The 23,461-nt window shown below is 41.5% G+C and carries 17 protein-coding genes and 1 other RNA gene; 10 read left to right on the top strand and 8 right to left on the bottom strand.

The window, feature by feature from the left end:
* Positions 1-10: 10 nt before the first annotated feature.
* Both cydB and N523_RS0113945 read right to left on the bottom strand, forming a co-directional pair.
* Entirely contained in the window at positions 11-1,150 is a 1,140-nt protein-coding gene (gene cydB, locus N523_RS0113950) for a cytochrome d ubiquinol oxidase subunit II (protein ID WP_013465417.1), read from the bottom strand.
* The gene (locus tag N523_RS0113945; protein ID WP_028834051.1) at positions 1,147-2,730 is read right to left on the bottom strand and encodes a cytochrome ubiquinol oxidase subunit I; all 1,584 of its coding nucleotides are present in this window, start codon (positions 2,728-2,730) and stop codon (positions 1,147-1,149) included. Before N523_RS0113945 ends, cydB begins: the two co-directional genes overlap by 4 nt.
* 292 nt (positions 2,731-3,022) lie before the next feature.
* On the opposite strand from N523_RS0113945, the gene lpxB reads away from it, so the two are divergent.
* The 6 genes from lpxB to N523_RS0113915 all read left to right on the top strand — a co-directional run bounded on the left by lpxB (position 3,023) and on the right by N523_RS0113915 (position 11,007).
* On the top strand, positions 3,023-4,180 hold the full coding sequence (gene lpxB, locus N523_RS0113940) for a lipid-A-disaccharide synthase (protein ID WP_028834052.1): 1,158 nt from the start codon (positions 3,023-3,025) through the stop codon (positions 4,178-4,180).
* Positions 4,170-4,769, top strand: coding sequence for a ribonuclease HII (gene rnhB / locus N523_RS0113935; RefSeq protein WP_028834053.1), 600 nt, complete (start codon positions 4,170-4,172; stop codon positions 4,767-4,769). The genes lpxB and rnhB overlap by 11 nt, the downstream gene beginning before the upstream one ends.
* Before the next feature lie 2 nt (positions 4,770-4,771).
* Entirely contained in the window at positions 4,772-8,263 is a 3,492-nt protein-coding gene (gene dnaE / locus N523_RS0113930) for a DNA polymerase III subunit alpha (RefSeq protein WP_028834054.1), read from the top strand.
* 16 nt (positions 8,264-8,279) lie between these two features.
* On the top strand, positions 8,280-9,236 hold the full coding sequence (gene accA / locus N523_RS0113925) for an acetyl-CoA carboxylase carboxyl transferase subunit alpha (RefSeq protein WP_008467493.1): 957 nt from the start codon (positions 8,280-8,282) through the stop codon (positions 9,234-9,236).
* 122 nt (positions 9,237-9,358) lie between these two features.
* The gene (tilS, locus tag N523_RS0113920; protein WP_028834055.1) at positions 9,359-10,669 is read left to right on the top strand and encodes a tRNA lysidine(34) synthetase TilS; all 1,311 of its coding nucleotides are present in this window, start codon (positions 9,359-9,361) and stop codon (positions 10,667-10,669) included.
* Positions 10,666-11,007, top strand: a complete 342-nt coding sequence (locus tag N523_RS0113915) for a hypothetical protein (RefSeq protein WP_028834056.1) — start codon at positions 10,666-10,668, stop codon at positions 11,005-11,007. Before tilS ends, N523_RS0113915 begins: the two co-directional genes overlap by 4 nt.
* Positions 11,008-11,064: 57 nt before the next feature.
* Here N523_RS0113915 and N523_RS0113910 read toward each other — a convergent pair whose 3' ends face one another.
* Entirely contained in the window at positions 11,065-11,961 is an 897-nt protein-coding gene (locus tag N523_RS0113910; RefSeq protein WP_008467488.1) for a GGDEF domain-containing protein, read from the bottom strand.
* Between the two features lie 127 nt (positions 11,962-12,088).
* Between N523_RS0113910 and N523_RS0113905 the strand changes: the two genes are divergently transcribed.
* Positions 12,089-14,062 (top strand): monovalent cation:proton antiporter-2 (CPA2) family protein, encoded by a 1,974-nt coding sequence (locus tag N523_RS0113905; RefSeq protein WP_024601812.1) that lies wholly within the window; start codon positions 12,089-12,091, stop codon positions 14,060-14,062.
* Between the two features lie 18 nt (positions 14,063-14,080).
* On the opposite strand, the gene N523_RS0113900 is transcribed toward N523_RS0113905, so the two are convergent.
* Positions 14,081-15,226 carry a patatin-like phospholipase family protein gene (locus N523_RS0113900; protein ID WP_016899295.1) on the bottom strand — a complete coding sequence of 382 codons (1,146 nt, stop codon included), beginning with the start codon at positions 15,224-15,226 and terminating at the stop codon, positions 14,081-14,083.
* A gap of 172 nt (positions 15,227-15,398) precedes the next feature.
* On the opposite strand from N523_RS0113900, the gene N523_RS0113895 reads away from it, so the two are divergent.
* The 3 genes from N523_RS0113895 to N523_RS0113890 all read left to right on the top strand — a co-directional run bounded on the left by N523_RS0113895 (position 15,399) and on the right by N523_RS0113890 (position 19,472).
* On the top strand, positions 15,399-16,277 hold the full coding sequence (locus tag N523_RS0113895; RefSeq protein ID WP_016899296.1) for a DUF3014 domain-containing protein: 879 nt from the start codon (positions 15,399-15,401) through the stop codon (positions 16,275-16,277).
* A gap of 139 nt (positions 16,278-16,416) precedes the next feature.
* An RNA gene (gene ffs / locus N523_RS19400) (signal recognition particle sRNA small type) lies at positions 16,417-16,513 on the top strand.
* A gap of 202 nt (positions 16,514-16,715) precedes the next feature.
* The gene (locus tag N523_RS0113890) at positions 16,716-19,472 is read left to right on the top strand and encodes a hybrid sensor histidine kinase/response regulator (protein WP_028834057.1); all 2,757 of its coding nucleotides are present in this window, start codon (positions 16,716-16,718) and stop codon (positions 19,470-19,472) included.
* Positions 19,473-19,546: 74 nt separating this feature from the next.
* Here N523_RS0113890 and N523_RS0113885 read toward each other — a convergent pair whose 3' ends face one another.
* The 4 genes from N523_RS0113885 to N523_RS0113870 all read right to left on the bottom strand — a co-directional run bounded on the left by N523_RS0113885 (position 19,547) and on the right by N523_RS0113870 (position 23,255).
* Positions 19,547-19,948, bottom strand: coding sequence for a DUF6691 family protein (locus N523_RS0113885; RefSeq protein WP_028834058.1), 402 nt, complete (start codon positions 19,946-19,948; stop codon positions 19,547-19,549).
* A gap of 3 nt (positions 19,949-19,951) precedes the next feature.
* Positions 19,952-20,365 (bottom strand): YeeE/YedE family protein, encoded by a 414-nt coding sequence (locus N523_RS0113880; RefSeq protein WP_028834059.1) that lies wholly within the window; start codon positions 20,363-20,365, stop codon positions 19,952-19,954.
* Between the two features lie 3 nt (positions 20,366-20,368).
* Positions 20,369-21,628, bottom strand: a complete 1,260-nt coding sequence (locus tag N523_RS0113875) for an OmpP1/FadL family transporter (RefSeq protein ID WP_028834060.1) — start codon at positions 21,626-21,628, stop codon at positions 20,369-20,371.
* A 202-nt stretch (positions 21,629-21,830) separates the two neighbouring features.
* Complete coding sequence (locus tag N523_RS0113870; protein ID WP_013465388.1) at positions 21,831-23,255, bottom strand: sugar porter family MFS transporter; 1,425 nt, start codon at positions 23,253-23,255, stop codon at positions 21,831-21,833.
* Positions 23,256-23,461: the final 206 nt, after the last annotated feature.

Raw genomic sequence — 23,461 nt, 5'->3', positions numbered from 1 at the left:
TTTAGTCTCCTTAATAGCTGCCATGAGGGTTGTTTTCAATTTCATCAACCGTCACTCTGCGCCACATTTTTACATAACACCACGTGGTGTAGGCTAAAATGAGTGGCACAAATATAACCACAGCAATAAACATAACATTGAGTGTTCTGTGGCTTGATACCGCATCCCAAATGGTTAAGCTAATATCAGGGTTGTTACTTGAGGGCATGATAAATGGGAATAACGAAACGCCCGCGGTCATAATCACTCCAATTAACATCACACTGGTTGCCAGTAAGCCTAAAGCGGGTTTATTTACTTTAGAAAACAGCAGTGCACACAGTGCCATTGCAAATGCCAAAATAGGGAAGGTCATTGTCCATGGGCGTTCGCTGTAGTTATTAAGCCATGCGCCTTGGGCGGTTGTGACTACTTTTGCCAGTGGATCTGCATGGCCTTGAGTATCACCCATAGAAACAATTTGATAGCCCGTTAGGTTGGCAACCCACACACCAGCCGCCGCAAATAACACTATAAAGGCAAGTAATGAGTAGCGACCGTATTGTCCTGAGCGCTCAGCGACCTGATCTGCGGTGCGCAGTTGTAGCCACATTCCCGCGTGTGCAATTAACATGGTAATACTAACTAAGCCGGCAATGAGCGCAAACGGATTAAGTAAAGCAAAAAACGACCCTTGGTAACTGACTCTTAATAAATTATCGATATTAAACGGTACACCCAAAAACAAGTTACCAAACGCGACACCAAATACCAGCGCAGGTATGGCACTACCGGCAAACAAGCCCCAGTCCCAGTTATTACGCCAGCGTTTAGAGTCAACTTTAGAGCGATAATCAAAGCCAAGAGGCCTAAAAAATAATGCAAATAACACCAGCATCATGGCAAAGTAAAAACCAGAAAACGCTGCCGCATAAACCATAGGCCACGCTGCAAACAAAGCTCCGCCTGCAGTAATAAACCATACTTGGTTACCATCCCAGTGGGCACCAATGGTATTAATAACGGTACGCCGTTCACTGTCTGTTTTGCCCACAATACGCAGTAACATGGCAACGCCCATGTCCATACCATCGGTAATGGCAAAACCAATTAACAGCACACCAATAATTAACCACCAGAGCATTTTTAATGTTTCATAATCAAAAATCATGATAGTTCTCCTTTAGCAGCCGTGCTGTGATCAGGTAATTCAAAATGGTACTTACCGGTATGCAAAGAGCTTGGGCCTTGCTTAATAAATTTAATCATTAACCATCCTTCAACAATCGCCAATCCAGTATAGAAAACAATAAAACCAGTTAAGCTAATTAAAATATCATTTACCGTCAGCGATGACGTTGCTAAAAAGGTCGGTAATACTTCAGAAATAGCCCATGGCTGGCGGCCATATTCAGCCACAATCCAACCAAATTCAATAGCAATCCAAGGCAGAGGAATGCTCAATACCGCCGCCCACAACAACCAACGTTTTTGTTCAATAATACGATGGGCGTTGTAATAAAAAGAAAGGATGAATACGCCAAGCATAATTACGCCACAGCCAACCATAATCCTAAATGACCAAAACATAGGGCCCACTTTAGGGAAGGAGTCTTTAACGGCTTGTTGTATTTGTGCCTCGCTGGCATCTACCACATTAGGAGTGTAACGTTTAAGTAATAAGCCATAGCCTAAATCATCTTTGACGTTATCAAACTTTTCGATATTTGCAGGGGTATCGTCACCTGCGCGAAGTTTTTCTAGGTATTCATAAGCAATCATGCCATTGCGAATACGCTTTTCGTGTTTTTTCTCAAGATCTGAAATACCAATCACTTGCTCATCAAGTGAGCGAGTTGCAATAATCCCTAATGCGTAGGGAATTTTTACTGCAGCATGAGTGACTTGCTCTTCTGAGTCAGGGAAACCTATTGCAGTAAAGGCTGCTGGAGCTTCTTCTGTATGCCATTCAGCTTCTATGGTCGCGAGTTTTACTTTTTGTACTTCACCGACTTCGTAGCCAGATTCATCACCGAGTAAAATAACACACAAAATAGAGGCTAAACCAAAGCCTGATGCCACCGAGAACGACCGTTTAGCAAATGCCAAATCACGTCCTTTTAATATGTACCAGCTACTAATTCCAAGTACAAACATAGAGGCGGCCACATAACCTGCAGACACGGTATGAATAAACTTAACTTGTGCTACAGGGTTAAATACCAGCTCTGCAAAACTGGTCATTTCCATGCGCATGGTTTGATAGTTAAACTCAGCCCCTACTGGATTTTGCATCCACGCATTAGCGACTAAAATCCACAGCGCAGACATATTTGTGCCCAGCGCCATTAAAAATGTGACCCCTAAATGCTGGCGTTTAGAGAGCCTATCCCAACCTAAAAAGAACATTCCCACAAAGGTTGATTCTAAAAAGAAGGCCATTAAGCCTTCAATGGCCAGTGGCGCACCAAATACATCACCCACATAGTGCGAGTAATACGACCAGTTAGTACCAAACTCAAATTCCATGGTGAGGCCCGTCGCCACGCCAATAGCAAAGTTAATACCAAATAACTTGCCCCAAAACTTAGTCATATCACGATAAATTTCGCGACCGGTCATAACATAAACCGATTCCATGATAACTAAAATCCAGGTCATACCGATTGTTAACGGCACAAATAAAAAATGAAATAGAGCGGTGACAGCAAACTGTAATCGCGATAGATCCACAAAGGTTTCATCTATCATTTTTGGCTCCTTTGGTTGTGATGCAGTGACAGCACAAAGCAATTGTTAATGTTTTAATAAACTTTCAGTAATTTCTGAAAGTTTGCATCATTATTAGCGTTTGTACAATTTTTGTCAATATGTATATTAGAAAACTTTAATATACTATGACATTACATCAGTCTATAAAATACGCAATCATCAATTAAGAGTAAGCGATAAAAAAGTGGTGTGTTTTAAGCGTTTAACCTAGCCTTAAAACACGGTAAACTAATCGGTATGAACGCCGGGTTTACTTGTGAAAAAATAGCAAATGAAAAAAGATAAAAAACAACTACGAATTGGTATTGTGGCAGGTGAACTGTCGGGCGATATTTTAGGTGAAGGGCTCATAAAAGCACTTAAAATACACTTTCCTGATGCCACTTTTGAAGGTATTGCAGGCCCTAAAATGCAAGCTCAAGGCTGCAAAACGCTGTTTGATATGGATGAGTTGTCGGTTATGGGCTTGGTTGAAGTCCTAGGCCGTTTACCGCGCTTGCTAAAAATCCGCAAACAGTTAGTACAGCACTTTATTGATAACCCTCCTGATGTTTTTATAGGCATTGATGCGCCGGATTTTAATTTACGTGTAGAAAAACCGTTAAAAGACGCAGGCATCAAAACCGTGCAATACGTAAGCCCTTCAGTGTGGGCGTGGCGTGAAAAACGTATTCACACTATAAGTTCAGCAACTAACTTAGTATTGGCTTTATTGCCTTTTGAAAAAGAATTTTACGACAAACACCAAGTACCGTGTACTTTTGTAGGTCATACATTAGCTGACGACATTGCACTTAAACACGACGATAGCCAAGCCCGCAGCCAACTAGGCTTAAGTGCTGATGACAAGGTGTTAGCGTTATTACCTGGGAGCCGGGGCTCAGAAGTGGGCTTGTTAAGTGAAACTTACATAAAAACAGCGGCGCAGTTACAAGCGCAGAACCCTGCATTAAAAGTCGTGGTGCCACTGGTGAACGCAAAGCGCAAAGCGCAGTTTATTGCTATTTTAAATGCCACAGCGCCCTCACTTAATGTTAACTTACTGGACGGGCAATCAAATTTAGCCATGCAAGCCGCCGATGCTATATTGCTTGCATCAGGTACAGCAACGCTTGAGGGCATGTTATATAAAAAGCCAATGGTGGTTGGTTATAAAATTAAACCCATGAGTTACTGGATTTTTAAAACCTTATTTACCTTTAATATTAAATATTTTTCGCTACCCAATTTATTGGCAGATGAAGAGTTAGTACCAGAGTTTTTACAAAGTGAGTGTAATGTCGCTAACTTAACAGCAGCACTTACCCCTATGCTCAATAGCGATAATAAAGAATTAAAAGCACGCTTTTTAGCTATACATGAAAAAATTAGATTAGATGCAAGTAAACAAGCTGCAAATGCAGTGGCGGAGTTAATAGATGCAAATTGAACGACCCAATGTAACCTTAATAGCCGGTGTGGATGAAGTTGGTCGTGGACCGCTGGTGGGTGATGTGGTTACAGCCGCTGTTATTTTAAATCCCGCTAAACCGATTGCTGGCCTTGCCGACTCTAAAAAATTAACCGATAAAAAGCGCCAATTATTAGCCATCGAAATAAAAGAAAAAGCACTGTGTTACGCCATTGGCCGTTGTAGCCCCAGTGAAATAGATGAGTTAAATATATTACAAGCCACTATGCTTGCTATGAGCCGCGCGGTGGAAGCACTTAACACAGTGCCTGAATTTGTGTTTGTAGATGGAAACCGCCTTCCTAAATTAGCCATGCCCGCAGAAGCGGTGGTAAAAGGCGATAGCCTAGTTGCTGAAATATCAGCCGCGTCTATTTTAGCAAAAGTTGCCCGGGATGATGAAATGATTGAACTTGATGCACGCTACCCACAATATGGGTTTGCAGGGCATAAGGGGTATCCAACTAAGGCACATTTTGCAGCGCTTGAACAATACGGTGCGATAGATGAGCATCGCAAGAGCTTTAAACCTGTGCAGCGTGTGCTTGCGCTTTCGGGTAAGGAGTAATTATGGCGGCTCCTGAATTTGTTCATCTAAGAGTTCACTCAGACTTTTCAATGGTTGATGGTTTGGCAAAAACCAAACCAATCGTCGCTAAAGCACAAGAGCTTGAAATGCCAGCGTTGGCAATTACCGATCAAATGAACTTTTGTGGTCTGGTGCGTTTTTATGGCGCAGCGCATAATGCGGGTATTAAGCCGATTGTTGGTGCGGATTTTTGGGTACGTAGTCCAGAATTCCCCGACGAACCAAGCCGATTAACATTATTAGCCAAAGATAACATTGGCTATAAAAATATTACTTTATTGATCTCTAAAGCCTATCAACGTGGCCATGTTTTTCATCGCCCTGTCATTGACCGTGAGTGGTTAGTTGATTTAAAAGAGGGACTTATCATACTCTCGGGCGCCAAAGATGGCGATTTAGGAAAAGCCTTAATAAAAGGTAACCCCGCTATTGTTGAGTCGGTGGTCAGTTTTTATAAGCAGCACTTTAGCGATCATTTTTATATTGAGCTTATTCGTACCAACCGTGCTCAAGAAGAAAATTATTTGCACATGGCGGTGGAGCTTGCAGCAAATGAGCAATTGCCAGTAGTGGCCACCAATGAAGTGGTATTTTTAAAACCTGAAAACTTTGAAGCTCATGAAATTCGTGTGGCTATTTTTGATGGTTACACATTGGATGATAAACGCCGACCAAAGCGTTTTTCACAAGAGCAATACCTAAAAACGCCAGAACAAATGGCAGAGCTATTTAGTGATATTCCAGAAGCGCTACAAAATACCGTAGAAATTGCAAAACGTTGTAATGTGACCGTGCAATTAGGTGAGTATTTCCTACCAGATTACCCGACGGGCTCACTAAAAATTGATGAGTTTTTGGTTAAAGTGTCACAAGACGGCCTTGAAGAACGATTACAGTTTTTATTCCCTGACGAGCAAGAACGCCAACAAAAACGCGGCGAATACGATGAGCGTTTAAAAATAGAACTTGATGTAATTAACCAAATGGGATTCCCTGGTTACTTCTTGATCGTAATGGAGTTTATTCAGTGGAGTAAAGATAACAATATTCCAGTAGGCCCAGGGCGTGGTTCAGGTGCGGGTTCATTAGTGGCTTATGCGCTTAAAATTACCGACCTTGATCCATTAGAGTTTGATTTACTCTTTGAGCGATTCTTAAACCCTGAACGTGTTTCTATGCCCGACTTTGACGTCGACTTTTGCATGGATAGGCGTGATGAAGTAATTGATCATGTATCGGCCTTGTATGGCCGTGACGCGGTATCGCAAATTATTACCTTTGGTACTATGGCAGCAAAAGCGGTAATACGCGATGTAGGCCGTGTACTTGGTCATCCGTATGGGTTTGTCGATCGTATTTCTAAGCTTATTCCGGGCGACCCTGGGATGACACTGGCTAAAGCATTTGACGTAGAACCCCGTTTGCAAGAAGCCTACGACGGCGATGAAGAAGTTAAAGACTTAATCGACATGTGTCGTATTCTTGAGGGTTGTACCCGTAATGCCGGTAAACATGCCGGGGGGGTTGTAATATCGCCGACCACCATTACCGATTTTGCGGCGCTCTATTGCGATGACGAAGGTAAGTTTCCAGTTACCCAGTTTGATAAAAACGATGTAGAAACCGCCGGTTTAGTTAAGTTTGACTTTTTAGGCTTACGTACGCTCACCATATTACAGTGGGCGCTGGATATGACCAATGAGCGCTTAAAGCGTGAAGGCAAACAGCCGGTCGATATCAACACCATTCCATTGGATGATAAAAAAAGTATTGAGCTACTGCTGCGCGCTGAAACCACCGCGGTATTCCAGCTAGAATCACGCGGCATGAAAGACCTAGTTCGCCGATTAAAGCCCGATTGCTTTGAAGATATGATAGCCCTAGTGGCCTTATTCCGCCCAGGTCCACTGCAATCAGGCATGGTAGATAACTTCATCGACCGAAAGCTCGGCAGAGAAGAAATTTCATATCCCGATGCGCAATACCAACACGAAAGTTTAAAGCCGATTCTTGAGCCGACATACGGCATTATTTTGTATCAAGAACAAGTTATGCAAATAGCGCAGGTACTGGCCGGTTATACACTGGGTGGCGCCGACATGTTACGTCGTGCTATGGGTAAGAAAAAGCCCGAAGAAATGGCAAAGCAGCGTTCAACCTTTGAAGAGGGCGCACGTAATAATGGCATTGATGGCGAGCTGGCGATAAAAATATTCGACTTGGTTGAAAAGTTTGCGGGTTACGGTTTTAACAAATCTCACTCAGCAGCATATGCATTAGTATCGTATCAAACGCTGTGGATGAAAACGCATTATCCGGCCGAGTTTATGGCGGCGGTAATGTCGGCTGATATGGATAACACCGACAAAATAGTAACGCTGGTGGATGAGTGTGAAAACATGAAACTCACTTTGTTACCGCCCGATGTAAACGCCGGTGAATACAAGTTTACTGTTAACCTTCAAGGTGAAATTGTCTATGGCATAGGGGCAATTAAAGGCGTGGGTGAAGCGCCGGTTGATGCCATATTAGAGGCGCGAGCAAAAGGCGGCCCATTTAAAGACCTATTTGATTTTTGTGCGCGTGTTGATTTAAAACGCTTAAATAAACGCGTTACCGAGAAATTAATTTATGCAGGCGCATTAGACCAACTAGGGCCTGAAAAAACTCAACCTGGGCGAGCAACACTATTAGCCAGCTTAAAAGATGCGATGCGCGCAGCCGATCAGCACAACAAAGCTGAATTATTAGGGCAAAGTGATTTATTTGGTTTATTGGCTACAGAGCCTGATGAAGTAGAGCAAGCGTTTATAAAAGCGACACCGCTTACGGATAATCAGTGGCTAGACGGTGAAAAAGACACCCTAGGCCTTTACTTAACCGGTCACCCTATAAACCAGTATCGACGAGAGCTTGGGCATTACACCAGTGGCCGACTCATCGACTTACAACCAACTAATCGTGATGTGCTCTCAACCGGAGCAGGTTTAGTGATTGCAGCGAGAACCTTAATTAATAAAAAAGGAAATCGTTGGGGGCTGATAACTTTAGATGACAAAAGCGCCCGAATTGATGTACGCTTGTTTCCAGAACAGTTTGAAATGTACCAAGATATGTTGCAAATCAACAATATTTTGGTGATATCCGGACAGGTCAGCTTTGATAACTTCTCTGGTGGTATTACAATGACCGCCAGAGAAATAAACACCATTGCTCAGGCGCGTGAAAAGCGTATAAAAGCGATTAAGATGACGCTGAATATGGTGCAGATCGAGGCTGGTTTCTTCGATAAATTACAAAAAGTACTCGAACCATACAAAATGGGAACGTGTCCGATCAAGGTATATTATCAACGCCCCGATGCGTTGGTGCAATTAACCCTAGGGATCGAATGGTGTGTTACGCCAAGTGACGACTTAATTCATAAGTTATCGCTGATGGCAGCGCAAAATGTAGAACTAGAATTTAACTAATTAGGTAGTTTAGAGCATGAGCCTCAATTATCTTGATTTTGAGCTTCCAATTGCAGAATTAGAAGCAAAAATTGAAGAATTACAAAATGTAAGCCGCGCTGGCGAATTAGACCTTGGATTAGAAGAGGAAGTCAGCAAACTTAAAGAAAAGAGCGCACAAATGAAGGAGAAAATTTTCTCTGAACTAGGCGCTTGGCAAGTATCACAGTTAGCACGTCATCCGTTGCGTCCTTATACTCGAGATTATATCGAGCGTATTTTTACGGAATTTGACGAATTTGCGGGTGATCGCACGTTTGCTAACGACCCTGCCATTTTAGGCGGCGTAGCCCGTTTAGATGGTGAGCCAGTAATGGTGATCGGTCAGCAAAAAGGCCGTGGTACTGCTGAAAAAATCAAACGTAATTTTGGCATGCCAAAACCTGAAGGTTACCGTAAAGCATTGCGCTTAATGGAAATGGCAGAGCGTTTTAAAATGCCAATCATGACCTTTATCGACACCCCAGGTGCATACCCTGGTGTTGGCGCTGAAGAGCGTGGTCAGTCTGAAGCAATTGCACGTAACCTAAAAGTAATGGCCGCACTTAAAGTACCAACAATTTGTACTGTTATTGGTGAAGGTGGTTCAGGTGGTGCATTAGCCATTGGTGTGGGCGACAGAGTAAACATGTTGCAATACAGCACTTACTCGGTTATTTCACCAGAGGGTTGTGCATCAATTTTATGGAAAAGTGCTGACAAAGCACCATTGGCTGCAGAGGCAATGGGTGTAACAGCAGAGCGTGTTAAAGAGCTAGATTTAATTAATAATTTAGTTGAAGAGCCTCTAGGCGGCGCGCACCGTAATTACGATGCGATGGCACGTAACTTAAAAGTACGCCTTAAGCGCGATTTAGCAGACTTACAAGCGTTATCGCTTGAAGAGATGCTTGATCAACGTTACAAGCGTTTAATGTCGTTTGGTTATTGTTAAAAATAGCTAAATGTAGCTAAATATAGAAAAAAGCCGCCTATGCGGCTTTTTTTGTTTTAAAATACCGTAACGTAGAGCCTTTATTGTTCGGGTTATTAGCAATTTACTCATTGGGTATATTAATGCACAAAACACCTATTTATCTGCAGGTAAAAAAAGCCCTTAATCACTACTTAGAAAATGGGCAATTCACATTTACAGTAGCCTTATCTGGTGGGGTAGACTCGGTGGTGCTGTTGCAGGTAATGCATGCGTTAAAAGAGCAGTGCCCACATTTAAATTTAAGTGCAATTTATGTCAATCATGGCTTAAGTGATAACGCCCATCACTGGCAGCAATTTTGCCAAGCACGCTGTGAGCAGCTTTCAATTGATTTTAAGGCGGTAAACGTCATTATTGAGCCGAAATCGCGCACCAGTATTGAAGCGCAGGCTCGCGAAGCGCGTTATCAAGCGCTTGATGAACACAGCCCAAGTGATAGTGTTATTTTGCTAGGCCAGCATTTAAACGACCAAGTAGAGACATTTTTACTTCGTTTAAAGCGCGGCTCAGGCTTAAAAGGGCTCGGCGCTATGCAGCAAACTCGCGTGCTTGAAAGTGGCCGTGAGTGCTATAGGCCATTACTTGCGGTAAAACGCAGCGACATAGAAGCGTTTGCGCAGCAATTTAATATTAGCCATATTACTGATGAATCAAACTCCAATGAACGCTTTGATCGTAATTTTTTGCGTCAACAAATCGTGCCCAAGTTGGCAGAGCGTTTTACTGGGTTTGAGCAGTGTACAGCACGCAGTATTGAGTTATTACAGCAGCAACAAACACTGCTTGATGAATATACCCAGCAAGATCTCGCACAGTGTATTAACCAACATCAGGCGCTTAATATACAAAACATGGCTCATTACAGCGCTATTCGCATTGCGAATCTTCTGCGCGCATGGCTGGCTTTATTTACCCATACCATGCCTTCGCAAAAACAGTTAATGCAAATAATGAGTCAGGCTATTCATGCACAAGCTGATGCACAAATAAAAATTGAGCTAAGCGATGGGCAAATACGTCGCCATCAAGGTTTACTTTATTTTGTGCAGCCGACGCCTTTAGCCGTTAATATTGAACGCGTAACAAGTCGCGAACTAGTGCTGAATGACGGACAAATACTACAATGCCTGCAGGGAGTGGGTATACGCGCCCCTAAACCTGATGAACAAGTCAGTGTTCGTTTTAACTGTAATAGTGCGCGTATTAAACCACTAAAAAAGCCCGGCAGTAATACCCTTAAGCATTGGTTTAAAGATGCAAAGGTAGCGCCTTGGCTACGTGCTCATATTCCATTAATTTTTTACAATGATGAGCTAGTTCAAGTGGTTGGTTATTTTGTTAGTGATAACCATAAAGATGAGAATGGAGTTATTTGGGAGTATAAATCATGAGTCAACAACCTCATGTTGGGCTGTCGCTTATAAATAAGGCACCTACTGGCATATTAATTACGCTATTGATTGCGGTTTTAGCGAATGTATTTTTAACCCTTAATATAATTACACTAGGCTACGCTGTGTTGGGCGGTATGGTATGTGCCGCCATTTTACTTGCCTATTGGTTAGGTAAGGGGGGCGTATTTTTCATTCTAGGGGTGAGTATGCCCTTACTGTTAGTGCTTTTTACACCGCTTGCGACAATTGCCGCATTGCTTAATTTACTCAGTGGCTTCTTTTTTGGCTTTTGCGCCATGTTGCTCATTTATAAGTACGTGATATTAAAAAAGTAGCGTAAAAAGGCCCAGCGGGGGAGGCTAGGCTTTTTAAAAATAATGCGCTTTTATTACTTAATAGGCTTTTGCGCAGTTTCGCCCAGATGCTTTTGCTTTATATAAGCCTTTATCTGCGCGAGAAAATATCTCGTTCTGGCAATCGTCGCTATTAGTCAGCGTAAAACCAATACTGGCTGTGACGTTGTATTTAGACATAATCGGTGAGTTTCTGACTAAACGCATAATACGTTCAGCCACCACTTTATTGGTGGTAAAAGCCGGGTCTTCGATTAATATTGAAAACTCATCGCCACCAAAGCGAAATACCGAATCAGTCCCCCTAATACTACTAGATAAAACCGCAGCAAACTCGATTAAAACGTCATCGCCAATTTTATGACCATAGTTGTCATTTACTTGCTTAAAATTATCTAAATCAAGCAGCATTAAACTAAACGAATGACCGTTACGTCGATGATTTTCAAGCTTTTGTAGCAACATGTCATTAAATTGACTACGGTTGTTTAATCCGGTTAATGAATCTTTTGTGGCTAACCTTAATACACGGTTATACATAAGCGCATTACGCAATGGATAAATTAGTACACTATGAAAGTGTTGTAGCTTTTTCTCAATAGCCGCACTAAGCGGATACTTTGTATAATAAGTTAATGTGCCTAAGTACTCATTTTCAACTTTTAAATCAAACGAGTACGCTGGATTTTCAACATCACTATTGGGTGTTTTTACATCAATACTTGTTGCTTTAAAATGCACACCAGAAAAATTAAGCAGTTGTTTTGCAAAATTTGCAAACGTTCCTAAAATATCTTCTAAAACTAAGCTCGTTTGCAGTTTAGCTGCTAGCTCATGCAGTGCTGTCGGTGTATTGCTATTATATTGCTCTGCTGAGAACGGCAAAAATTCGCCGCGACCAGAGATACGTTGTGTCAAAATATGAACGTTTTCCACTATTTCTTCCCCCTATAGTATTACTTTTTATAACTAAGCAGGTTATATGCCATATTTACATTCTGGCTGAAACTTATACGGTTGCTATAGTTAAGTTACATTCCATTGATTGCTTATAAGGATTGCATTGCAAAATATTAATGCTCAGGTTTTTGGACTTTTAGTTGCTGCGGTTCTATTTGTATGGCTATTTAAGCGAATAGGGCTTCCCCCTGTATTAGCTTATTTAGCGGTAGGTTTACTAGCTGGTGGCCATGGCGTTGGTTGGATGGCACAAAGCCATGAAATGGACTTTATTGCTGAGCTGGGTATTGTGTTTTTGTTATTTAGTTTAGGGCTGGAGTTTTCTGTATCGCGCTTAATGGCAATGCGAAATATCGTATTTGGCTTAGGCTCATTGCAAGTCATAGTCAGCAGTATCTTGCTTATTTTAATCCTTTATTTATTAAATTTTAGTTTATTAACTAGTTTTACCATCGGCATTATTATTATGCTCTCCTCTACGGCGGTGGTTGCTAAATTATTAAAAGAGAGTGGTGATTTAAATAAACGCCGAGGGCAATTGGCAATCGGTGTTTTACTATTTCAAGACATTGCGGTTGTGCCGTTACTCATTATTTTGCCTTTATTTGCCAGCAGTGATCCCAATAGTATTGGTTGGGCATTACTGTTTGCGCTGACTAAAGGCGCGTTTGTGTGTGTATTGCTATGGGCTATTGGCAAGTGGGTTTTGCCCAAGGTGTTTAAAGAAGTGGCACTAGCTCGGAGCGATGAGCTGTTTGTATTAACCACGTTATTGGTGTCTTTGTTTGCAGGGTTACTCACATACTCTTTTGGTTTATCGATGGCATTAGGGGCTTTTTTAGCAGGCATGATGCTAGGGGAGAGCCACTATCGTCATCAATTAGAGGCCGATATTCGCCCGTTTCGCGATATTCTCATGGGGTTATTTTTTGTAACCGTGGGGATGCAGTTAGACATTGGTTTTGTTGTTGATCATGCGGGTATTATTATTGTTGCCTTGATGGGCATCTTAATCTTAAAAATTGCCGTAGTGATGTTATCTTCTTTATTTATGGGAGAGCGAAAACAAGATGCGTTAGCGTGCGCTATAATGCTGTGGCAAATGGGTGAGTTTGGCTTTGTGTTAATTGCACTCGCTGCACAGCATAACTTGCTGAGCGTTGAGCAAGTATCATTTTTAATTGCCATGGGCGTAATTTCTATGGCGCTTACGCCCTATTTAATTGATAAAACCCCTTTTATTTTAAAACGACTAGGCATGTTAGAGCGCGCAAAGTTTGCCTTTGAAGACGAGCTTCAAAGTAGCACGCTTTATCATAACCATGTGGTGATATGCGGTTTTTCTCGAGTAGGACAAACTATTGCCCGCTTTTTATCCCCAGAGGCAATTGATTATGTGGCAATAGAGAGCGACCCCATTTTAGTACAGGAAGGAAAAGCGGCGGGCGAGCCTTTAATATTTGGTCATGTTGAGCAAAAAGATATTTTAAAGTGTGCGGGGGTAGAGCGAGCGCGACTAGTCATTATTACTTTTACCGAATTTCAACAAACTCAAATAGTCATTAATGCCATTAAACAGGTTGCACCTAAGGTTAAAATACTCATAAGAACCCGTGATGATAGTCAGTTAGAGCGCTTAAAAGCGCTAGGGGTTACTGAGGTTGTGCCTGAGGCGCTTGAAGCAAGCTTAATGTTGGTGTCGCATGTGTTGTCAATGTCTGGTGTGCCAATGAGCCGTATTATTCGCCGTGTTAGTAGTGAGCGACGAAACCGTTATAAATTATTGCAAAGCTTTTTTGCCGGCGAAAATATTGACAGCGATACCAACTTGCCAGAGCGTTTAGAGTATTTACATGTAATAGCCTTACCAGATAAAGCATTTGCGGTTAATAAAGCAATTAGCGAACTCAATTTAGCAAAAAGAAAAGTGCTAATTAAGGCGCTTCGCCGCGAGGGCGAAGAAATAGACACACCACAAGAACACACAATATTGTATGCTAATGATATTCTAGTGCTGCAAGGTAAACCACGGCGTGTAGAACGTGTTGAGCATTATTTACTTGATGGTATAGAGTAGCCCATCAAGCAAAAAAGCTTACTCTAGCTCTAAGAACTTTCTGATTTCAGGGAGTTGTTTCATACCATCGTCGTATCCGATTTGAATTAAATGCTGGGTGTAGCGTTTTTCAAATAACAAATAGCTGGTCAAACTCGACTGAGAGCGCTTTTTTACCCCGATCATACGTAATAAAACTTTTATCGCCCAAGGCATATCATCGTAATACTGCGCGGCAATGGCATTGAAGTTTTGCGATGGATTAATAATAAAGCTATCTATTTGTTTCAATTCTTGATGCTTATGCTTATTGGGCAGTAAACCGAGTGTGCGGTTTATTCTGTCCAAGCGCTCTAAATCAGATTGCATGGTGTCGGTAAATACACTGTCGAGTAAATGCCCTGCCACGGCCGAAAGCCCCGGGAAATGTGCAGAGTACCCTGGAGGGTGTGGCTCTTTGGGTTGATCAACCCCAATAATAAATATTTTATTTGCCCCTAAGTGAATAGAGGGGCTTAAAGGTGAAAGCTGATGTATTGAGCCATCGCCAAAGTAATGGTTATAAATATTCACACTTGGAAACACCATAGGAATGGCACTTGAGGCCATTAGGTGTTCAACATTGATACGAGTAGCGCGTCCTTCGCGCTTGGCTCGTTGCCAAGAATGCTGCGTATTTGACTGAAAAAAAGCAACAGAATCGCCAGTAGTATAACTGGATGCAGTGATAGACAGCGCCTCTAAATAGTCACGGTGTAAATTACGCTCAATACGATGTAAATCTAGTATATCGTTTAACAGTTTTCTAAGTGGTCGGTTATTTAACAAGCTTGCTGGTGGATGGTTTATATGCTCTGACTGGAAACTGGTTAAAATATTACGGGTAATATGACCAAACACACTTAAAAAGTCGCTTTTATATACCATCGAAGTTGAAAAGTTTTTCCATACTGTTTCTAGTTTTCTTACCGCTAAATGCATACATGAGGCGTAACATGCTAAGGCCGCAGAATTAATTGCACCGGCAGAGGTGCCATTTATCACTCTAAAGGGCAGCGGGGCGGTTCTGGGCATACTTTGCGCTAACGCTTTCAAAACACCCACTTGATAAGCCGCTCGGGCACCACCACCTGTTAGTAATAAGGCAATTTTAGGTTTACTAGGATCGACTTGCTTAATTTTCATGTTAGGTATTTAAACTGTTCGCTGTCTTTACTTTATTTATTTACTGTAAGTCTTTAAGCTAGAAGAATCAAAGGATACATTAGCTACATTAATAAATATTAGTGTAAGTTATGAATTAAACCTGTTTAGAGTACTCTAAACAGTATCGCATTTTTATATTTATGGAGTTCGTATGTCAGATAAACCATCAGAATCAGATGTTCAAAAACGTCCACCGAATAACAACCTTATCTTCGCAGGGGTTATTTTATTAATCATTATTATTGCCGCCGCGTTTGTATTATTAAAACCAAGCGAAGCCCCAGAAACAGTTATGCAGGTTGAAGAACCCATAAAAGAGCAACCCGTTATGGAGCTAAAACCTGAAAACGACCCAGTGGTCGGTGCACCATCGGTTAAGCCAGAAAAACCTGAAGAGTTAGCAGTGCCAACACAGCGCCCAGACGTTGAGCCAGAGTCTGAGGTTGTGCCTTTACCAACATTAAATGACAGTGATCCTGTCGTGGTTGCAAAATTAGATGAATACTTAGGCGATGCGGCAATGAGCCTAGTGTTAAACGATGATGTTATTCGTCGTGGTGTGGTGTTTATCGATAACTTAGCAAAAGGTAAGGTAGCTAAGAAACATACCCCAGTTGTAAAGTTAGAAGAAGGTTTTAGCGTAAACGAAGGCGATATTTTAACCATTGATCCTAATAGCTATGAACGCTACACCCCATATGTAAAAGTACTAACAAGTATGAGTGCCGCACAAGCTGTTCGTTTATATGAAGAATATAAACCGCTAATCAACAGTGCATACACTGAAATTGGCTATGGCGATGATGAGTTTACACAAACACTTGAAGATGCCATTGACTTGCTACTTGATACTCCAGAGCCAAAAGGCAGCTTACCTTTATTGCGTGACTCGGTTACTTATCAGTATGCGTTTTCTGAGTGGGAGCAATTACCCGCTGCACAAAAACAACTTTTACGCATGGGCCCAGAGAACATGAAAAAGGTAAAAGCAGCGCTACGTAATATAAAAGCGCAGTTAGAGAGTAATTAATAACCGCTTTAATAACTAAATACCCTGCGATTGTATATGAAGTATGCAATCGCACTTTCTTTTTTGATTATCCCTTGAATAACAGAGTAAAAGTAGAGATAATCTCAATCGCGCCAACCAAGGCCCTCAATGGTAGTCTTATTGGTCCTCTCGCAACACTAGCAGGCGAACCTGGTCAGGCCCGGAAGGGAGCAGCCACAGTTTGTGACGTGTGTGCCGAGATGTGGCTGGTAAGACTGCCACCCAAATTCCTCATTTGGGTGTATTAAAATTCCATTTTTCAATATTTCTTATTTATATTATTCATACACTAATTCTAGATCATACCCACTTAGCTAAATTTTTACCTTTATAGACAATAGCTAATGAGTGAGCAATAATTAAAACTCGTGATTATACTTTACGCCGCAGGTGTTAAATAAGCTATTAAGGGTCAATATGACGTCTCAGAGGAATAAGTGGGCGCTTGCTATATTATTAGGGCTTTTGGGGGGATGCGCTAACCTTTTACCTCTGTATTTTTTTGATAGCTCTGAATTTTTATTTGGTCAGACGTTTGTAATACTCAGTTTAGTGTTTGCTGGGCTTCGTTATTCCCTCCTTAGTTTAACTATTGTCACTGGTTTTTTATTTTATCGCTGGGGGCATAGCTGGACCAGTATTGTTTATGTGCTTGAGCTGTTTTGGCTTTATACCTTTTGCTTAAAGCGTTCTAAGCCAATACTTCCTTTAGGCGCAGTGTTTTGGTTTTTAGTCGGCTTACCACTGGTGTGGGCTTTGGGTCACTTTGTTATAGGCCTGCCTTGGCTCACGCTTGTTGTGGCTGCCTCAAAATACTTTATCAATGCCATGATAGCGTTAGCTTTGGTCGACTTAGTGAGTGTGTTTGTTCCCCACGCAAGCCGGGCTTATCAAGGGCAGCCTCTGGCCCGTATATTAAGTTATGTTGTCAGTATCATTATTGTTTTGGTGGTTTTGATCACCAGTGTCTTTTTGGTTAATCAGCATTACTCGCGCTTAGAATACGAAGTAAATACGCAACTTAAAGAAAAATCACGCTCGATCAGTGCCCAGCTTAGTGACTATTTGTTGTTTCATAAAAATGCAATGGTAATAACCAGTGATGCAATGAGTGCCGGAGCACCAATACAGCAGCAGCTTGAGCGGCTAATGGCTTTATACCCTGGTTTTGCAACTAGTCTGTATGCGAGCTCCGAAGGTTATGTTGAGAAAAGTATACCCAGTGAATTGCTCAGTGGTTTAAGTCAGAGTCAGCGTTATGTTAATGATCGTCCCTATTTCGCTGAGGCTCAGCAGTTCCCCTTAGGCTACAGCAGTGGCGTTTTTCAAGGCAGAGGATTAGGCGATCAACCTATTGTTGCGCTTTCGGCTCCCATTTATAAAAATGATGAGTTTTATGGTGTAGTTGAGGGGTCGCTCAAGCTAGATCAGTTAGAGCGGTTTATTCCCAATTTATTTGAGTATAAAGGGGATTTACTTGTTCTTGATGCCGATAAAAAAGTAGTATTTAGCTCGTTAAGTCAGTTTACGGTGCTGACTGATTTTAAGCAGCAGGATCTTAGTATCCAACGTTTTAGTGGTAATCAGCTTTTTCGCTCAAACGATAACGAGGTGTACCATACAAATCAGTATGTTGACGACACTACAGGGTGGCAGGTTATATCGCTCTACAATCGTAAATATTTAAGCTTGGTGGTAGTGGCTGCTTGGTTGCCCACTATGTTACTGGGGCTATTTTCTATTGCACTGGTGGTATTATTTATTTATAAATTCACCCATTTGCTGGTTAAACCCATCATAGAGTTAACTAATTTAATCAACAGCTTTAGTAAAACTAAAAAACACGTATTTAATACAGACTCTAGTTGGTACGAAATACTGCAATTACAGCAACAATTTGAAATGTTGGGCAATGCACTTCAGCATTCAATCAAAAGTTTGCAAGCCTCTAATGTAAAAAATGAAGACCTTAATAAACAACTTAGTCAATTTAATCAGCAACTCGCAGATAAAGTAGCAGAACAAACAACTGAGCTAACACAAGCCGTTAAACTCGCTAATGAAGCAAATATCGCTAAGTCACAATTTTTAGCTAATATGAGTCACGAACTTCGCACACCTATGAATGGCATATTAGGTATGGGAGAGGTTTTGCTTCGAGATCAGTCTTTAAGTAATGAACAAAAAGAGTTGTTGCTCACGCAGCAAAAAAGCGCAAAAAATTTGCTTGATATTCTTAACGATATTTTAGATTTTTCTAAAATTGAAGCAAATGCCATGGAGCTAAATAGTAGACCCACGCAGGTCGCTCCATTTATCGAAAATATACGCTCTTTATTTACGCCGATTGTTAGTACTAAAGAAGTAGAATTTAGCATAATTCAAACCACAAATTTACCACTGTACATTAGTGTTGATGAATTACGCTTAAATCAGGTGATTATTAATTTACTCTCTAATGCGTATAAATTTACAGAGCAAGGCTTTGTGCGATTATCGTTCGATTATAACGATAATAAACTTCAGGTTAGCGTTGAAGATAGCGGTATTGGTATTGCAAAGGCACAGCAGTCATTATTATTTAGTGAGTTTACTCAAGCTGATGTGGGCGTTGCTCGTAAGTATGGCGGAACAGGGCTGGGGCTGGCTATTTCTCAAAAGCTAATAAAAATGATGGACGGTGAAATTCATTTACACAGTGAAGAGGGTAAAGGTAGTACGTTCACCTTTAGTATTAGTGCGCCAGAATCAGCAGACGCTCCCTCAAAGTTACCTAAAAAAACAGCTTCGCAGCCAAATCTTTTGGATAAACGCATACTGTTGGTAGAGGATAATGCGATTAACCGACAGGTGATTGCAAAAATGCTTGAGCCTACTAAAGCGAGTTTAACAATGGCTGAAGATGGCTTAAAGGCGCTTGAAGTATTGAAGAGTCAGTCGTTTGATTTGATTTTAATGGATTGCCAAATGCCGAACATGGATGGCTATGAATGCACTCGCGCGATTAGAACCACTGAAATTAAAACCGGCTTACGAGTACCTATAGTGGCGATCACTGCAAATGCTTATGAGGAAGATAAGCAGCGCTGTTTAATTGTTGGTATGGATGACTTTATAGCCAAACCCATTAATAGCGATGATTTATATACAGTGATTGGTAATATACTCAGTTGAGCAGCAGCTGAAGAGCACACAACATAGATCACGGTTAGTATGCTAAGTGGCCGAGGCGTGCTCGGCGACTCATATTATACTTTTTTGGTCAGCCACATACCGCCAAGTACGGAAGCAAAAAATAGCCAAAACTCTGTTTTAAGTGATACCAGTTGTACAAGCCCGGGGCCCGGGCAGACGCCGCTTAAGCCCCAACCTAAACCAAATAAAATAGAGCCAGTAATTAACCGCGTATCGACCTTTTTTAAATCGCTAAGGCTTAGTTTGTCGTTAAACACCGGCGTGCTTTTTTTAGACATCCAAAACCATGCGCCCATCATAATGGTCATTGCAACAGCCATAACAATAATTAAGCTACCGTCCCATTGCTGATTAAAAGTTAGAAAGTTAAGCACTTTATCTGGGTTGGTCATGCCACTAATAATTAGTCCCAAACCAAATACAAACCCTAAAATAAGCGTAATAATTGCGTGCATGATTTACCCTACTAAATTAGCGGTGATAATGGCGATTGCCATAAACGTACAGGTTGATACCCATGAACGGGCCGAAAAGCGAGACATACCACATACGCCGTGACCACTGGTGCAGCCATTCGCTAACGTGGTCCCCGCACCGACCAAAAGCCCTGCAATAATAATCATCCAAGGCGATAAGTTTAATTCGCCTACTAACAGCTCAGGGGCAAATAATTGTATAAATACACCTGCTAGTAATAACCCCATCACAAAACACAGTTTCCAACGAGAAGCTGCTGCCAGTGGATTAAAAATTGATTTTATAAGCCCTGAAATTCCCGCTACTTTACCAAATAAAACCAGTAATAACGCGCAGGCTAGACCAATTAAACCACCGCCAATAGCCCCAGTTAGTGGGGTGAATTCGGTTGTCATCGTTTAAATCCTCCAAGCAAGGGATACACCCAATCCTGATTGTTCCATTGAAATTGATAGTTGTTGATCAGGCGCTAAGTAGTTTGCACCTGTTACATTTTTAGAGGGTGAATAAAAAGCCATTGCGTTAAATTGCACCGCGTCACTAAGCGCATGACTAATGCCTGCTGTAAAATGCCATTCTTGCACACCGGGCGCTAAAATATTAAATAAAATGTCAGATGATGGAATGGGTTGCTCAGTATAAGAAGCACCAAACCTAATTTTTTGTTGCTCAGTGCGTTGCCATTGATAACCCAGTTTATAAATACTCATATCGTGCCAACCAAAGCCTGCTCCGGCTTCAGCCCCTAGTGGCGCTGACATTAAATTAGTAATAGGGTTGGCGATACTTTTTACTTCACTGTAATTTATTTTTTGCCAATCAAACACCACTTGGTGCGATGGTAAAAACTGCCAAGCGATACCGAGCTGAATAGAGCTTGGTAAATCAAACCCGCCTTGCTCTGCAAACAGGCCGCTGTAACGGTCAAATTCATCCATAGACACTGATGAACGGTAACTGGCGCCCCAGCTAAATGACGAGTTAATAATGTGGCTGATCCCAAGTTGCATTCCAATGCCTGTGCTGGTATCAACGCCATTATTAGACAGCGCCTCTGGCTTTTGTGAAAAGGCGGCAAAATTTGCCAAACCTTGTGCTTCAAATTGTTGCACTACATAAATAGCAGATACACCTAGGCGTATTTGTTCATTTAATTGATAGCTCATGGTTGGGCTGACAAATAACTGCTTTAAGTCAACACCGGTGGTGCCGCCATAAAATGTGCCTTGAGGGGCAGAATCAGCCACATATTCTGTGTTCATTCCGCCGTTACCGTAAACTAATAGGCCAATATTAATGCGCTCATTTAGTTGATGGCCAATAGCAAATTCGGGAATTGCAAATAAGCTGTTATCACTTTTTTTGGTGGTTGCGTCCAAATACAGTGCATTGGGAAAGTATTCATCGACCTTTGCAGCGGTGTAGTTACGCTCAGGAGCAAATAATTCTATGCCTACCGACATTTGCGTGCCATTAGCTGAAAAAGCAGCCGGGTTATTTGCACCCGACATTAATTCTTCTGATAACGCTACACCAGCACCTGCCATGCCTTTGTGAGTCATACCGTAGCCATGAGTAAAATAGCCATTCGTTGCAAATACATTAAATGTGCTTAACGCAGAGGTGAAAACAAGGCCTGAGAATAACTGTTTTTTCATTTAAATTGAGACTAAGTAGAGAAAGTTGGCGAACAATAGCTAACTTTTTATATTCCAAAAAAGAACTTTAAAAGATTATATATACTAAAAAAGCATATTGTTTGTGGATGAGGAACAGGTAAATGAAAGGGCTTACAAAGGAGGATTAAATACGCTGGAGTAAAACAGCATTATTATGCGCTATTTTACTCCAGCCAAGTAATTACATTGACTCTAATTTCATACCGCGTGTCTCTTTAATGTATTTAACCACAAAGAACACACTAATAAACGCCGAGAGGGTATAAAAACCATAGGCGCCTGCTAAACCAATACTACCTAGCATGATAGGGAAGGTCATAGTAATAGCAAAGTTAGCTATCCACTGCGCACTAGCAGCAACTGCAAGCGCTGCACCACGGATGCGGTTATTAAACATTTCGCCAAGCAGTACCCATACAATAGGGCCCCAGCTTAAACCAAAAAATACCACAAACAGGTTAGCCATTATTAAAGCAAAGGTACCCATATTTTCACTAAGTGCTAACTTGCCCGCTTCATCAAGGCCTGCACTGCCAAAGGTGTAGGTAAGTGCACTTAAACTAATAAACATACCTATACTACCTACCAGTAACAATGGCTTACGTCCCACTTTATCAACTAAAGCAATGGCAATAAAAGTAGACAAAATATTAGTGGTACCCGCAAGCACGTTTATAAACAGTGATTGTGATTCATCAAAACCAGCGGCTTGCCAAAGCTCTGAACCGTAATAAAATACCACGTTAATACCAACAAATTGTTGGAAAACTGATAAAGCTACACCCACCCAAACAATAGGGTGTACCTTTTTACTGCCATCGATAAATAAATCGCGAATACTTGGTTTTTTATCGCTTTTCAGAGACTGCTTTACGTCATTGATTTGCGCATCAGCATCATCGTTTGAAATTTTATTAAATACAGTTTTAGCGTGTTTAAGCTTGCCTTGTGCGACTAAGTAACGCGGTGACTCAGGAATAAACAAGACCCCAATTAAAAATAAGCCTGCAGGAACCAGTTCAGCCCAAAACATCCAGCGCCATGCAGCTAAGTCTAACAATAAAATACCCTCGGCACCGCCAGCAGCGTTAGCAATTAGGTAGTTACTTAAAAAGGCTGCAAATAAGCCAAGAACAATAGCGAGTTGTTGCAATGTCGCTAAGCGACCACGCAAACTTGCTGGTGCTACTTCTGCTATATAAGCAGGCGCTAAAACAGAGGCTGCACCTATGCCTAATCCACCAAATAAGCGGTAAAAAATAAACTCAGCTGAGCTATCAGCAATACCAGAGCCAAATGCACTGATAGCAAATATAAGTGCAGTGACAATCATAATAGCGCGACGGCCAAATTTGTCAGCTAATGGGCCAGCAGCTAAAGCACCCAGCGCACAACCAAGTAAAACAGAGGCAACATTAAACCCTGTTGCTACACTGCTTGAGTTAAATGTATTACCTAATGCCGATACAGTGCCATTTATAACGCCTGAATCAAAACCAAATAAAAAGCCACCAATGGCGGCAACAGCCGATATAAAAATAACGTATAAAAGTGAGCACTTTGCCGCTGCGCTTTGCTCACCTTTAGTTGCATGCTGTGTTGTCATGTTGTTCAATCCTAATTTTTATTATGTGTAATGAAGTTAAGGTACCACTAATAATTTGCGGGCAACCTTAGCACAGAGTAATCACGCTAAAAAAGATATTTCAATAGTAATACGTATGCATAAATAAATTAATTGAGTTGCGCGAGGGTCTGTTTATCTTTTGAGATTGAAGTTTCAGCAGTGTGTTTGGTTTTTAAGCAAAATAG

The organism is Pseudoalteromonas sp. 23_GOM-1509m (assembly GCF_000518425.1).
GTDB lineage: Bacteria > Pseudomonadota > Gammaproteobacteria > Enterobacterales > Alteromonadaceae > Pseudoalteromonas > Pseudoalteromonas tetraodonis.
Note: the sequence above shows the minus strand (reverse complement) of the source record. Positions and strands in the feature narration are given on the sequence as shown.

Excerpts from the sequence above, each read along its gene's own strand:
- cydB (WP_013465417.1), bottom strand. The coding sequence starts at position 1,150 with ATGATTTTTGATTATGAAACATTAAAAATGCTCTGGTGGTTAATTATT.
- N523_RS0113945 (WP_028834051.1), bottom strand. The coding sequence starts at position 2,730 with ATGATAGATGAAACCTTTGTGGATCTATCGCGATTACAGTTTGCTGTC.
- lpxB (WP_028834052.1), top strand. The coding sequence starts at position 3,023 with ATGAAAAAAGATAAAAAACAACTACGAATTGGTATTGTGGCAGGTGAA.
- rnhB (WP_028834053.1), top strand. The coding sequence starts at position 4,170 with ATGCAAATTGAACGACCCAATGTAACCTTAATAGCCGGTGTGGATGAA.
- dnaE (WP_028834054.1), top strand. The coding sequence starts at position 4,772 with ATGGCGGCTCCTGAATTTGTTCATCTAAGAGTTCACTCAGACTTTTCA.
- accA (WP_008467493.1), top strand. The coding sequence starts at position 8,280 with ATGAGCCTCAATTATCTTGATTTTGAGCTTCCAATTGCAGAATTAGAA.
- tilS (WP_028834055.1), top strand. The coding sequence starts at position 9,359 with ATGCACAAAACACCTATTTATCTGCAGGTAAAAAAAGCCCTTAATCAC.
- N523_RS0113915 (WP_028834056.1), top strand. The coding sequence starts at position 10,666 with ATGAGTCAACAACCTCATGTTGGGCTGTCGCTTATAAATAAGGCACCT.
- N523_RS0113900 (WP_016899295.1), bottom strand. The coding sequence starts at position 15,226 with ATGAAAATTAAGCAAGTCGATCCTAGTAAACCTAAAATTGCCTTATTA.
- N523_RS0113895 (WP_016899296.1), top strand. The coding sequence starts at position 15,399 with ATGTCAGATAAACCATCAGAATCAGATGTTCAAAAACGTCCACCGAAT.
- N523_RS0113890 (WP_028834057.1), top strand. The coding sequence starts at position 16,716 with ATGACGTCTCAGAGGAATAAGTGGGCGCTTGCTATATTATTAGGGCTT.
- N523_RS0113885 (WP_028834058.1), bottom strand. The coding sequence starts at position 19,948 with ATGCACGCAATTATTACGCTTATTTTAGGGTTTGTATTTGGTTTGGGA.
- N523_RS0113880 (WP_028834059.1), bottom strand. The coding sequence starts at position 20,365 with ATGACAACCGAATTCACCCCACTAACTGGGGCTATTGGCGGTGGTTTA.
- N523_RS0113875 (WP_028834060.1), bottom strand. The coding sequence starts at position 21,628 with ATGAAAAAACAGTTATTCTCAGGCCTTGTTTTCACCTCTGCGTTAAGC.
- N523_RS0113870 (WP_013465388.1), bottom strand. The coding sequence starts at position 23,255 with ATGACAACACAGCATGCAACTAAAGGTGAGCAAAGCGCAGCGGCAAAG.